This window comes from Dyadobacter ginsengisoli DSM 21015 (assembly GCF_059568735.1).
In genome coordinates, this window is the sequence record NZ_JCANTY010000001.1 from 652141 (window position 1) to 665463 (window position 13323).

At 52.9% G+C, this 13323-nt stretch carries 10 protein-coding genes; 9 read left to right on the forward strand and 1 reads right to left on the reverse strand.

What is annotated here, in order from left to right; all coding sequences use genetic code 11:
- Window position 1: 1 nt before the first annotated feature.
- From BP71_RS02130 to BP71_RS02165, 8 genes are all read left to right on the forward strand, one after another.
- The gene (locus BP71_RS02130; protein ID WP_496376108.1) at window positions 2-1798 is read left to right on the forward strand and encodes a RagB/SusD family nutrient uptake outer membrane protein; all 1797 of its coding nucleotides are present in this window, start codon (window positions 2-4) and stop codon (window positions 1796-1798) included.
- 23 nt (window positions 1799-1821) lie between these two features.
- Window positions 1822-2715, forward strand: coding sequence for a metallophosphoesterase family protein (locus BP71_RS02135; RefSeq protein ID WP_496376110.1), 894 nt, complete (start codon window positions 1822-1824; stop codon window positions 2713-2715).
- A 132-nt stretch (window positions 2716-2847) separates the two neighbouring features.
- Window positions 2848-4677 (forward strand): right-handed parallel beta-helix repeat-containing protein, encoded by a 1830-nt coding sequence (locus BP71_RS02140; RefSeq protein WP_496376112.1) that lies wholly within the window; start codon window positions 2848-2850, stop codon window positions 4675-4677.
- A 77-nt stretch (window positions 4678-4754) separates the two neighbouring features.
- Entirely contained in the window at window positions 4755-7115 is a 2361-nt protein-coding gene (locus BP71_RS02145) for a glycoside hydrolase family 95 protein (protein ID WP_496376114.1), read from the forward strand.
- Window positions 7116-7348: 233 nt separating this feature from the next.
- Window positions 7349-7978, forward strand: coding sequence for a (2Fe-2S)-binding protein (locus tag BP71_RS02150; protein WP_496376116.1), 630 nt, complete (start codon window positions 7349-7351; stop codon window positions 7976-7978).
- Window positions 7975-8964, forward strand: a complete 990-nt coding sequence (locus BP71_RS02155; RefSeq protein ID WP_496376118.1) for an FAD binding domain-containing protein — start codon at window positions 7975-7977, stop codon at window positions 8962-8964. Before BP71_RS02150 ends, BP71_RS02155 begins: the two co-directional genes overlap by 4 nt.
- A gap of 8 nt (window positions 8965-8972) precedes the next feature.
- Window positions 8973-11207 (forward strand): xanthine dehydrogenase family protein molybdopterin-binding subunit, encoded by a 2235-nt coding sequence (locus BP71_RS02160; RefSeq protein WP_496376120.1) that lies wholly within the window; start codon window positions 8973-8975, stop codon window positions 11205-11207.
- A gap of 19 nt (window positions 11208-11226) precedes the next feature.
- Window positions 11227-12063 (forward strand): sugar phosphate isomerase/epimerase family protein, encoded by an 837-nt coding sequence (locus BP71_RS02165; protein ID WP_496376122.1) that lies wholly within the window; start codon window positions 11227-11229, stop codon window positions 12061-12063.
- Between the two features lie 6 nt (window positions 12064-12069).
- Here the strand turns inward: BP71_RS02165 and BP71_RS02170 are convergent, their stop codons facing one another.
- Window positions 12070-12519 carry a hypothetical protein gene (locus BP71_RS02170; RefSeq protein WP_496376124.1) on the reverse strand — a complete coding sequence of 150 codons (450 nt, stop codon included), beginning with the start codon at window positions 12517-12519 and terminating at the stop codon, window positions 12070-12072.
- Window positions 12520-12633: 114 nt separating this feature from the next.
- Here BP71_RS02170 and BP71_RS02175 point away from each other — a divergent pair, with 114 nt between their 5' ends.
- Window positions 12634-13260, forward strand: coding sequence for an RNA polymerase sigma-70 factor (locus BP71_RS02175; protein WP_496376126.1), 627 nt, complete (start codon window positions 12634-12636; stop codon window positions 13258-13260).
- Window positions 13261-13323 lie beyond the last annotated feature (63 nt).

Genomic DNA, 13323 nt, shown 5'->3' on the forward strand with positions numbered 1-13323 from the left:
AATGAAAAAACATATTTTACTACTGTCGCTGCTCATCGGGGCCAGTGCATGCAACGACGACTTTCTGGACAAATATTCGCAGACCAGGATTTCCCCGGAAGTATTTTTTAACAACGAGCAAGACCTGTCGCTGTACATTAACGGGTTGCTGAGTATGCCTGGTGCAGGTTCCTACCTCAATGACCAGGCTACCGACAACGCGACCACCACCGGCGCGGTAGAAATGAAGGTGATTATGACGGGCTCGCCAAGCTCGCAGACGATCACCGGCGGCTGGGACTGGAGCCGGCTGCGGAACATCAACTATTTCCTCGACAATTACCAGAAAGCGCAGGTAGCTGCCGATATAAAAGCACATTATGCCGGTCTGGCGCGGTATTACCGGGCGCAGTTTTACCTGGATAAAGTTGCGCGCTTTTCGGATGTACCCTGGTTTTCAAAGACATTGAGCCCTGATAACACGGACCTCTACAAACCGCAGGACCCGCGTGCGACCGTCATGGATAGCGTCATGGCCGATCTTGCCTATGCGGCGGCGAATGTCAGGGACGAAGAGCTGGTGCCCACAGGGACACCAGGCAAATGGGCGGTGATGGCCCAATATGCGCGTACGGCTCTTTTTGAAGGCACTTATCGTAAATATCATCCCGAACTCAACTTACAGGCGACAGCCGGCAAGTTTCTGGAAACGGCAGCGGGCGTATCGGCGGACATTATTGCTTCCGGGAAATTCGCGATCCACAATACGGGTAAACCCAATGCCGATTATGCCGCGCTGTTCAACAGCCAGGACCTGACTCAAAACAAGGAGGTGATTTTACTTAATGCCTACGATCAGGGAAAACAGGCAGGAGGTAACGTCAACAGCACCGTTTTCGGCGACTACGAGCAGGCACCCTCGCGCGACCTGGTGCAAACCTACCTGATGAAAGACGGTTCGCGCTTTACGGATATTCAGGGTTACCAGCAATTCGGCTTCGTAAAGGAATTTGAAAACCGCGACCCGCGCCTGGGTCAGACGCTTGTGTACCCGGGCTGGGTGCGGGTGCCGGATGCGGCGCCGTACATTCAGCGTTTGAACAAGAACTTCACCGGTTACCACCAGTTGAAGGGTTATATGAATACGACCGACAACAATACGCTCAATGGTGCCGATTTCCCGGTGTACCGTTATGCAGAGGTGTTGCTGACCAACGCGGAAGCGAAGGCCGAACTCGGGACGCTTACGCAGGAAGACCTGGGAAAATCGGTAAACCTGCTGCGTAAGCGGGTGGGCTTGCCCGATTTGCAACTGGCAGCGGCCAATGCGAAACCCGACGCTTTTCTGGCAGAGAAATATCCCAACGTGACCGGCGCAAACCGCGGAGTGATCCTCGAAATACGCCGTGAAAGACGTGTGGAATTTGCATTCGAAAATTTGCGGTTCAACGATGTGATGCGCTGGCAGGCAGGTAAGCTGCTTACCAGGATCCCGGAAGGAATGTATTTTGCCGGGCTGGGTAAATACGACATGACCGGCGACGGTGTTGAAGATATTATCCTGATCGACAAGAGCAAGACGATTCCTGACGAAAAGGATAAGGAAAAGAACAAGCTGGGTGTTGCATTGATCTATTACCGCGCAGGAGCCATTGGTGAGGACGTGACGGTGTATCTCAAAAACGGCACCGGAGGCGGGACCATGGTGACCGAAACGGCTGTGCGCAAATTCGAGGATCCCAAGTACTATTACCGCCCGATCCCGCAGAAGGAAATGCTGCTGAACCCGAAATTGAAGCAGCTGTTTGGATGGAATTAATTTAAAATTTGAATACCAATACAATGAACAGACGTTCCTGGATCCGGGATACCGGACTATTGACGGCTGCTTCGCTGACAGGCCCGGCTGCAAAGTCCGGGCTTGTTGCCGATAAGCCGGTACTGAAAATCGCGCACATCACCGACGTGCACATCCGCGAAGGCGACGACGCGCCGAACCGTTTCAAAAAGTGCCTTGCCGACGTTTTGAAACACAAACCCAATTTCTTCCTCAATGGCGGGGATTCCATTCACGCGGCCGACTATAAAGACGTTACCCGCGAAACCATGCTTGGTTACTGGAAGCTTTGGGACGAATGCACGGCGAACCTCAAAGGTTACGAGATCCATAGCTGCATCGGGAACCACGATCCCTGGTGGGCGGCCCCTTCCAGAGACGATGAAATGTATGGCAAGAATTATGTGGTGAAGCGGCTCAAAACACCGGGGCGCTATTATAGTTTTACCAAAAAGAACTGGCACTTCGTGATCCTGGACGGCAACAACGACCATACCGCGCTCGATGACGAGCAGTACCAATGGCTCGAAGCGGACCTGGCTAAGCTTGCACCGGGTACTTTCGTGCTCCTGATGTCGCATTACCCCATCCTGGGCACAACGCCGATGCTTGCGGGTGGCGGCGGGCATTCGGATTACAAGAAATTGAAAAATCTGTTTTACAAACACCGCGGCAAAGTGCGGATCTGCCTGAGCGGGCACCAGCATTTGCAGGACCATACCGAATATAATGGCGTGCAATATTGCTGTAATGGTGCTATGAGCGGTTTCTGGTGGGGGAAAGGAGATGCCGAGTCGGTTGCACCTTATTATTACCAGGAAACACCTCCCGGTTTCGCGGTGCTGGAACTCTTTGCCGATGGCCGGGTGGTCAATACCTACCATCCGCACGCTTACTGAGGTTGTTGCGCTTTAAAAAAGCCTGTCGTTGTTCCGCGGTATCTCACCGTGAGAACGGCGATAGGCTTCTTTTTTGCAGAAAGTGTTTCAATTTTGACCTAATTTGCATTTTCGTTCAACTGTTCCTAACCCATGTCCTTTCCGGTCCGATTTTATTTCCTGCTGCTCACCGGCATCCTGCTATCTACTTTTTCCCGCTCTCAAAGCATTTCCGTTGCCGACGCCGGCATTCGCGCCGATACTTACGAGAATGTGACCGCCCGCGTCCAGAAATTGATCGACGAAGCGATCCGGGGCGGGCAGAAAACTTTGGTGTTTCCCAAAGGCCGGTATGATTTCTGGCCGGATGGCGCCATTCGGGCCCGGTATTTTATTTCCAATACTGCCACGGAGGCGGAGGATTCGCTTAAAATCAGGACGATCGGCATGCTTTTCAAAAACGCCCGTAACCTGACTTTGGAAGGGAATGGCGCGCTATTTGTTTTCCATGGCAAAATGACGACGATCCTGCTGGACGGGTGTGAAAATGTGACTTTGCAAAACATCCACGTCGATTTCGAACGTCCGAGCATGTCGGAAATGCGGTATGCGCGTGTTTCGGACGGATCTGTTGAACTGGACATTCACCGCGACGCCCGCTATGCTATTCGCGACGGGCGCCTGGAATGGTTTGGAGAAGGCTGGAAAACGACGCATTTCCACGCCGTCGAGTTTGATACGACACTGAAAACCATGCGGTACAGTGATTGGAAAACTTTCAACAACAGCAAAGCGACGGAAATTGCACCTTACCGGGTCCGTTTTGAAACACCCAAAAACTTCAAACCCAAACAAGGCAATGTGCTCACCGTCCGCGATATTATCCGCGACCAGGTAGGCATGCTGATCCTGGAAAGCAAAAATGTGACATTGCAGGACGTAGGTATGCATTATATGCACGGACTGGGCATTGTGAGCCAGTACACCGAGAATGTCACCATGCGAAGGGTAACCTGCGCGCCTCGGGCCGAAACGGGGAGGATCGTCGCTTCGTCTGCAGATTTTATGCACTTCTCGGGTTGCCGGGGAAAAGTTACTGTGGAAGATTGCCGTTTCTCCGGCGCGCACGATGATCCCATTAATGTACATGGCACCAATCTGAGGATTGTAGCAAAACCGGACGCCAACCGGCTCAGGGTGCGTTTTATGCACGGACAGAGCTATGGTTTCAATGCTTTTTTTGCGGGTGACACGGTCGCATTCGTTCATGCGGCTACCATGCAGCGGTTTGCCAATGGCCGGGTGAAATCCGTCGAGCGCGTAACCGATCGTGAGGTGATGCTGACATTTGAAAAGCCGGTACCCGCCGGGCTGGAAGACCACGATTGCGTGGAGAACATGACCTGGACGCCGGAAGTGCTTATTCGCGGCAACCATTTCACCCGTACCAATACCCGTGGCCTGCTGCTCACAACCCCGCGTAAAGCCATTGTCGAAAACAATGTGTTCTTCCGGACGGGCATGAGCGCTGTGCTCATCGAAGCAGATGCGGAGGGTTGGTATGAGTCGGGGCCGGTGCGTGATGTGACGATCCGGAACAACGAGTTTATCGACTGTGCCTATCAGGGCGGCCCGGGCAATGCGGTCATCGCCATTCATCCGTCCAACAAAGTCGCCGATGTGAAGCAGCCCGTACATTTCAATATCCGCATTGAAAACAATGTCTTCCGAACATTCGACTACCCGGTTTTATATGCCAAAAGCACGCAGGGGCTTATGTTTAAAGACAATACGGTGGTCCGGACACAGGCGTTAAGCCCGCAGACGGAACACAAACGGATGTTTTATTTCAATGGCTGCTCGGATGTGGAGATCAGTAATCTGAAACTCTCGGGAGAAGTATTAGGCAAAAATGTGAAGCTTGAAAACATGCCGGTCAGTCAATTGAAAATCACGGGCACTACCCAACTCGCAATAGAATAGGTGACAGCCGGCCGGTTCATGCCTCGTTTTTTTATTCAATTGCCGCCCCTAATTTTACCATTATTTACAAAACCGATATGATGAAGCCTTTTTCCAGACTCATTTTACTAATGCTCCTCATTGTTACTTCTCCGTCAATCGGCCAGAAAAACGCCAGACCACTGGTGCTTTGGTACGATAGCCCGGCCAAAGAATGGATGACCCAGGCGTTGCCGGTCGGCAATGGCCATGTAGGGATGATGTTTTTTGGTGGTCCGTCGGAAGAGCGCCTGCAATTCTCGGAAGGCAGTCTTTGGGCTGGGGGTAAGGGTGCCAACGAGGCTTATAATTTTGGTTTGAAAAAGAATGCGCATCAATATCTGCCGAAGGTGCGGGAGTTGCTTGCGGCCGGTAAAATGAAGGAGGCGCATGAGCTCGCCAACAAGGAACTGACGGGTGTTATCCATGAAAAAAAGGAGAACACGCCATCCAGCGATTTTGGCGCACAACAAACGGTGGGTGATATCTACGTAAAAGTTTCCTCCAAAGGAGCAGCTGAAAATTATCGCCGCGAGCTGAACATCTCGGATGCAACCGGCAAAGTAACTTACGACGCCGGCGGCAGCCATTTTGAAAGGATATTTTTTGGAAATTATCCTTCCAGGGTGATGGTTTACAAATTTAGCTCCTCAACCCCCGAAACATACTCCGTGCGTTTTGAAACGCCGCATCAGAAAGATTATGAGCGGTTTGACAAAAAGCAGTACACTTTTGGCGGTCACCTGAAAGACAACCACCAGGAGTTTGAAACCGTCTACCGCATTGATACCGATGGCAAAACGGCATTCAGCAATGGCGTGCTGACCGTCACACAGGCAAAATCCGTTGTCCTGATCCATACCGTAGCGACGGACTATGTGATGAAGTTTCCGGATTACAAGGGCCACGATTACAAAAAAGCCAATGCGGCGACAATGGCCAAAATAGCCGGCAAGATCTATGCCGCATTATTCGCTGAGCAGCAAAGGGATTACCACAGCCTTTTCGATCGGGTGGCACTGAACCTCGGTGGAGCGCAGCCACAAAATATCCCCACCGACCAGCGTCAGCGCGCATATGCCAAGGGCCAGGCCGACAATGCATTGGAAGAATTGTACTTCCAGTACGGCCGCTACCTGATGATCTCGTCCACCCGCCCGGGCACCATGCCGATGAGCCTGCAAGGCAAATGGAACGACAGCACCAATCCGCCCTGGGCGAACGATTATCACACCAATATCAACGTGCAGATGCTTTACTGGCCGGCCGAGGTGACCAATCTTTCGGAATGTCATTTGCCTTTGATGGATTTCACGCAATCGATTGTGGAGCCGGGCAGGCTCGCTGCCAGGGAATTTTTCAATGCGAAAGGCTGGATCGTCAATACCATGCTGAATGCGTACGGCTACACTTCGCCGGGCTGGGATTTCCCGTGGGGTTTTTTCCCGGGAGGCGCGGCATGGCTTTGCCAGCATTTGTGGGAGCATTATGCATTTACCCAGGACAAAACATTCCTAAAAAATACAGCATACCCGGTTATGAAGGAGGCTTCCGAGTTTTGGATGGATTACCTGACTAATGATGGAAAGGGCCGTTTGGTATCCTCACCTTCCTATTCTCCTGAACACGGCGGCATTTCCACCGGCGCGACCATGGACCACGAAATGGCCTGGGACGTGCTCAACAACACCGCCGAAGCTGCGGCTGTTCTGGGTATAGATGCCGATTTCGCACAAAAAGCGCGTGCTACACGCGATAAGATATTGCCCTTGCAGATTGGTCGCTGGAAACAGTTGCAGGAATGGCGCGAAGATGTGGACGATTCCACCAATCATCACCGCCACGTGTCGCACCTGTACGCATTGCACCCGGGCAAGCAGATTTCGATCACCCAAACCCCGGCGGAAGCAGAAGCGGCCCGCGTCAGTTTGAATGCCCGTGGTGACGACGGTACGGGCTGGTCGCTTGCCTGGAAGGTCAATTTCTGGGCGCGTTTGCAGGATGGCAACCGGGCTCATAAACTCTTCAAAAGCGTATTACGGCCCGTCGCCGACCAGGGTACCAACATGGCCGACGGTGGTGGGTCCTATGCCAACCTCCTCTGCGCACACCCGCCCTTTCAGCTCGATGGTAACATGGGCTCCACAGCAGGTGTGGCCGAAATGCTGCTGCAATCGCAGGCTGGCGTGATCGAACTGCTCCCTGCATTACCAGACGTCTGGCCGGCCGGTTCGGTCAAAGGTTTGAAAGCCCGCGGCAATGTGACGGTGGATGAGGTTTGGGAGAATGGGAAACTGAAGTCGGTGACGCTAACGTCCGGTATCACGCAAAAGCGTGTTTTGAAATACGGTAGCAGAACGGTCGACGCTGAGATCACCGCAGGCAAATCCAAAGTATGGAATGCGGCCGATTTCAAGTAAGTCTCATAGAACCGTGAAAATCGCTTAGCGATGCGACATCGGTAACAATCATGGTGCCGGATATTTTAGGAAATCCGTCGGGTATGTAACAGCAATGTATTGTTGTCGCATGCCCGACGGCTTTTTTTGGAATTACAGATTACTTCGATTTTGCCGACACCCCGCTGCGTTCAACCGGTAAACTTGGTCGTAAAATCGCTTTTACCACCATATTCACCGAAACTCCTGCACGCATGACTCCTGACGATCAAGAACCGTCGTCTGACGCTGCCCATGAAGACCGTCGTTTTTTTCTGAAACAATCCATGGCGATCGCCGGACTTTCGATCGCACCGCCGGGGTTGTTACAAACTACATTCGGACACGAAGAGGTGCCCATTGGCAATGCCGAAAAGGTAAAGTTAGCGCTGACAATTAACGGAAAACGCAAACAGCTTACTATCGATCCCCGGGTTACCCTGCTGGACCTGCTCCGCGAAAACCTTGACCTGACAGGTACGAAAAAGGGTTGCGATTTCGGGCAATGCGGCGCCTGTACGGTCCATGTCGACGGGCGCAGGACATTATCGTGCCTCACATTTGCGGTGATGCAGCACGGCAGGAAGATCACAACCGTGGAAGGGCTGGCCAATGGGGAGCAACTGCATCCGTTGCAGGAAGCCTTTATCAAACATGATGGGTTTCAATGCGGATACTGCACACCGGGGCAGCTGATGTCGGGCATTTCCTGCATCCGTGAAGGCCATGCGGGAAATGCGGACGACGTCCGTGAATACATGAGCGGCAACTTGTGCCGCTGCGGTGCCTACCCGAACATCGTCGATGCGATCCTGGACGTTAAACAGAAAGGAGCGAAGGTATGAAGCCATTTCAGTATCTGCGTCCCAAAAGTGTGCAGGAGGCAATCCAAATGGCCGCTTCCGAGCCAGACGCGCAATATATCGCGGGAGGTACGAACCTGATCGACCTCATGAAGCGGGGTATTACCACACCCGGAACGCTCATCGATATCAATCACCTTCCCTTAAAGAAAATAGAACACCAGACAGACCGGTTACGCATCGGTGCATTGGCTTTAAACAGCGATGTGGCACAAAACAGGCTCGTGGCAACCCGGCAGCCGCTTCTGGCGCAGGCATTGTTGGCAGGGGCATCCGGGCAGCTGCGCAATATGGCGACGATAGGCGGGAACCTCTTGCAACGTACGCGTTGCAGCTATTTCTACGACCTCGCATTACCTTGCAACAAACGGCAGCCGGGTTCGGGCTGCGGAGCGGTTGGCGGCATTGATCGTACCCACGCAATTTTTTTCGGCAGCAATGAATCTCCTTCCTGCATAGCCGTACACCCTAGCGATATGTGCGTAGCATTGGCCGCTTTGGATGCAGTGGTGGTTGTCGCTGGCCGAAACGGAGAGCGAAAGGTTCCGATGCGTACTTTTCATCGGATGGCTGGTGACCATCCGGAAATCGATACGGAACTTGAACAGGGAGAGCTGGTAACCGCTGTCGAGGTCATAGACAATGTACTGGAGCAGACCTATTATTTGAAGGTGCGCGACCGGGCTTCTTATGCTTTCGCGCTCGTATCGGTAGGGGTAGGACTGAAGATCGTCAATGGCCAGATCCAGGATTCGCGGATTGCATTGGGCGGCGTCGCACATAAACCCTGGCGTTTATTGGGAGTTGAGCTTATGATAAGAGGAAAACTGGCGTCGGAAGAATTGTTCAGGCAGGCGGCAGAGCATGCGGTGTTTTACGCGCAGCCGGGGGAACATAATGCATATAAAATCAAACTCACTTCCAATGCGATCGTAACCGCATTAAAAACCGCCGCGGGCATTTCCTGATTGTAGCTATGGAAAACAGGTTTTTTGATCAGGCAGATCCTTCGCTCGACCGTGTCGACGGCAGGGTGAAGGTAACGGGAGCCGCCGCATATTCGGCCGAATATGCGGTGCCCAACCTCGCACATGCGATACTGGTCACCAGTACCATTGCCAAAGGAAGCATCATAGCCATTGATTCCCGTGAGGCCGAAGCCGCGCCGGGAGTGCTGGCGGCGATCAGCCATCTCAACAATCCGGGTGTGCCGGGCTGGCCTGCGACCAAACAGCCGCCTGAGCGGGCGCCGGTCGGTACCGCGTTCCGGGTGTTTTACGACTCCCTGATTTATTTCGACGGCCAGCCGGTGGCGATGGTCGTTGCGGGTACGAGGGAGCAGGCGGTGCATGCGGCGTCACTTGTACGGGTGACGTATCAGAAAGAAGATCATCAAACTCATTTTGAACAAAACCGGGATCGCGCGGCGGTGCCCCTTAACGTGCAGCGGAGCAAAAATTCGCCTTTTGCAGATTATGAAAGGGGAGATAACAATGCCTGGCAAAACGCTGAAACTAAAATTGAAGCAGCATATACCATTCCTACTCAGCACCATCAGCCGATGGAGCCGCATGCGATCATTGCAATCTGGGAAACGGACGACAAGCTCACGGTTTATGATAAAAACCAGGGAGTGAAGTCTGCTCAGGGACAACTGGCACAGGCTTTCAAGCTGCCAAGGGAAAATGTGCAGGTAATTTCGACCTTTATCGGCGGGGCGTTTGGGTCGGGTATCCGCGTCTGGCCGCATACCATTGCCGCGGTGCTGGCGGCTAAGGCAGTGAAGCGTCCGGTTAAACTGGTGCTGGGCCGGGAGCAGATGTTCACTTCCGTCGGATACCGGCCTTATACCCTGCAAAAAATGAAAATGGGGGCCGATAAAAGCGGTAAACTCACTGCCATGGTCCATGAAGGGACTGGGCAGACGTCGACCTACGAGGAACACCTCGAACGTACGGTGCTGGGCACACGCGTCATGTACGCCTGTCCGGCCGTGCAAACGCGCTATCGCCTGCTCAATCTGGACGTAAGCACACCTACGTGGATGCGTGGCCCGGGGGATGCCACGGGTATGTTCGCGCTGGAGTCGGCCATGGATGAGCTGGCATTTGAACTGAAAATTGATCCGCTGGAATTCCGGATGCGGAATTATGCCGAATCGGACCCCGAACGGAACTTGCCCTGGTCGGCGAAGTCGCTGAGAGAATGCTATGAATGGGGTGCGGAAAAATTCGGCTGGAAAAAACGGCGTTTGGAGCCGGGTTCGATGACCGAAAATGGGATGCTCGTCGGCTATGGAATGGCTTCGAGCCTGTATGGCTTTCACCGGCACCCGTCCAAAGCCCGGGCCATCATGCGGGCGGATGGTTCGGTGATCGCCCAGAGCGCAACGATGGACATCGGGCCAGGTACCGGCACAGCCATGGTGCGGATCGCAGCGAAAGTATTGGGCATCAGTCCAAAGAAGGTCCGGTTCGATCTGGGACATTCTAACCTGCCCGATGCACCGGGGCAAAACGGTTCCTCGACGATCCCGAGTGTAGGTTCGGCGGTGTACACGGCCTGTATGTCGTTGAAACAGAAGTTGGTGGCGTTGGCCGGCAGGATGTCGGCAGACTTCAAGTCGGGCGACCAGGTGGTAGCCAGAAACGGAAGGCTATATGCATCTGCTGCGGACACGACCGGAATCACCTATGCCGATATTCTTAAATACCACAAACTCACCGAGCTTGATGTAATGGAAGAATCGAAATCAGGTACCGAACGCGACCAGTATTCGATGTATTCATTTGGCTGTCACTTTGTGGAGGTACAGGTGCAGCCGCTCACCGGCGCTGTGCGCGTCACGCGCGTAGTGACCTGCGCGGATGTAGGCACGGTCATCAATTATAAAACCGCAAGGAGTCAATCGATCGGCGGTGTTGTGGGCGGTATCGGAATGGCTTTGATGGAAGCATCCGTGATGGATCACCGGTTCGGACGCTACGTGACGACTGATTTTGCGGGCTATCACATACCCGTACACGCGGATATTCCGGCTATTGAAGTATATTACACCGACAAACCGGATCAGCATGTCAACCCGATTGGGTCCAAGGGACTGGGTGAAATCGCGATAGTAGGTGTAGCCGCAGCGGTTGCGAATGCGGTTTTCAATGCCACCGGCAAACGTGTCCGGGAGCTGCCCATCACACCCGACAAGCTAATCTGAACCATTCAACGATATTCTTATGAAAAAGCATTTTCCTTCTGTCTTCGTCATTATCAGCCTTATTACCATTGCGCTCTATGGTTTTCAGCAGCGTGGCCCCGGCGGCGGTCTCAAATGGAAGCCCGGCGTTGCGTTATATTCATTCAACAAATTCTCGTTCAAAGAAGCCCTTGACAAAGCCGACAGTATCAACGCAAACTATGTAGAAGGATTCTTCTTCCACAAGTTGGGTGAGGAGTTCAACGGTCACGCTATTCCGGCGTTGACAGACGAGGAAGTAAAAAAAATGAAAGGAATGCTGGACAAGCGGGGGTTGAAAATGAAATCGCTCTATGCCGACGGGAAAACGGAGGACGACTGGAGGGCGAATTTTGTGTTTGCCAAAAAAATGGGGCTGGAATTTCTGAACGGAGAGCCGCAAAAAAAGCATTGGGACGCGATTGAAAAACTGGCCGCCGAATACAAGGTCAAGGTGGCCATTCATGAGCATGCCAAAGGGTCCAGCTACTACTGGCATCCCGACTCGGTGGTGCTGGCCATGAAAGGACGCCCGCATTTCTACGCCTGTGCCGACATCGGCCATTGGGTGAGAAGCGGCCTGGATCCCGTGAAATGTCTGCAAACGTTGCAAGGCAAAATCATTTGCCTGCATATCAAAGACCTGGATGCAGCCGGTAACCTCAAAGCCAACGACGTCATGGTCGGTACGGGCGTGGTGGATTACCCGGCTGTTGTTGCCGAGCTGAAACGTCAGCGTTTTGACGGCTATGTGTACATCGAGCGGGAAGGGAATTGGGATAAAAATATCACCGACGTGGACCACGCGCTCAAATACCTCGACCGATTGAACCGGTAACGGTCGTCAACCCCTGATCCATTTCAGGATCAGGTTCACCACAAAGAGCATCTGAATCGTCGCCAGCGCTACGAGCGCCATGGCAAAGCGTGCATTGGAGTCCTGCCAGGCGCGGTATTCCGGGATGGACATTGGGATGCCGGTATCGGCATTGCTGCCGGTGAGCTGTCCGGCGGTACAGGTCAGGTAAATGACGATCCCGATCGTGCCGAGTACATGCGCCGAAGTAAGCTGGGGGAGACCTGTACGTTGTCTTGTCAACCAGTAAAGCAGGCTGGCAAGCAGCAAAATCCCAATGAAAATCCCTGCGAGCAACCCCATTGAGATAACCAGATAAGTATCATACACTTGTAGTTCGGCAGTATTGTTCTGGCGGATCCGGGCGATCAATCCAAGGATCGGGGCGGTGAGCAGAAGGGGGATGTGGGGTTGCGTTTGGATGATGCTTTTGCGCATGTTCGTTTTTTTTGAGGGCGCAAATTAAAAAATGAAAGTTTTTTGAATGCAGAACTAGGGTATACTTTCAAAATTTTGTCCTGAATACGAAGCCCTGAACCGAACCTGAACGCTGTGATCCCCGAACCATTTGACCCACAACCGGACGAGGACCCGAACCTCGGAAAAACTGCCGAGCCGGGTGGGGCGGAGCGTCTGCACAGCTTGCCGGACAAGGAGTTTTTTATCAGGAAAACCTTTGAAACAGACCCAAAGAAAGGCTATGAATTGCTTTTCAGGACCTATTACATGCCGCTGTGCAGTCATGCCGTGCGGTTTGTTTACAACAAGGAGGTAGCCGAGGATCTGGTGACGGAGATATTTCTCAATTTCTGGAAGAAAAGCGTACACACTTCCGTGACGACGACCTTCCGCGCCTACCTGTTCACGTCAGTCCGTAATAAATGCTTCACCTACCTGCGCTGGGAGTTTCAGAAAATCAGGCAGGAGGAGCTGGACGACAATTTCCTTTCCGACATGCTATCGCCGGATCATATTATGGAAATGGACGAGCTCTATATGCACGTAGAGCGGGTAATCCGGACATTACCGCCGCAGTGTCAGAAGGTATTCGTTTTGAGTCGGTTTGAAGGGAAATCCTACCAGGAAATCGCCGCCAAACTGGATGTTTCGGTGAAGGCCGTGGAAGGACACATCAGCAAGGCATTGAATGTGCTGCGCAGGTCTTTGAAAAAAAATTAACGCAGCGGATCCGATCCGGATAGCAACCTGGAAACCGGTCCCTGACACACAGCATACAGTATC

What these genes read in the sequence shown, in the direction of transcription:
- BP71_RS02130 (WP_496376108.1), top strand. Translation starts at nt 2, where the DNA reads ATGAAAAAACATATTTTACTACTGTCGCTGCTCATCGGGGCCAGTGCA.
- BP71_RS02135 (WP_496376110.1), top strand. Translation starts at nt 1,822, where the DNA reads ATGAACAGACGTTCCTGGATCCGGGATACCGGACTATTGACGGCTGCT.
- BP71_RS02140 (WP_496376112.1), top strand. Translation starts at nt 2,848, where the DNA reads ATGTCCTTTCCGGTCCGATTTTATTTCCTGCTGCTCACCGGCATCCTG.
- BP71_RS02145 (WP_496376114.1), top strand. Translation starts at nt 4,755, where the DNA reads ATGATGAAGCCTTTTTCCAGACTCATTTTACTAATGCTCCTCATTGTT.
- BP71_RS02150 (WP_496376116.1), top strand. Translation starts at nt 7,349, where the DNA reads ATGACTCCTGACGATCAAGAACCGTCGTCTGACGCTGCCCATGAAGAC.
- BP71_RS02155 (WP_496376118.1), top strand. Translation starts at nt 7,975, where the DNA reads ATGAAGCCATTTCAGTATCTGCGTCCCAAAAGTGTGCAGGAGGCAATC.
- BP71_RS02160 (WP_496376120.1), top strand. Translation starts at nt 8,973, where the DNA reads ATGGAAAACAGGTTTTTTGATCAGGCAGATCCTTCGCTCGACCGTGTC.
- BP71_RS02165 (WP_496376122.1), top strand. Translation starts at nt 11,227, where the DNA reads ATGAAAAAGCATTTTCCTTCTGTCTTCGTCATTATCAGCCTTATTACC.
- BP71_RS02170 (WP_496376124.1), bottom strand. Translation starts at nt 12,519, where the DNA reads ATGCGCAAAAGCATCATCCAAACGCAACCCCACATCCCCCTTCTGCTC.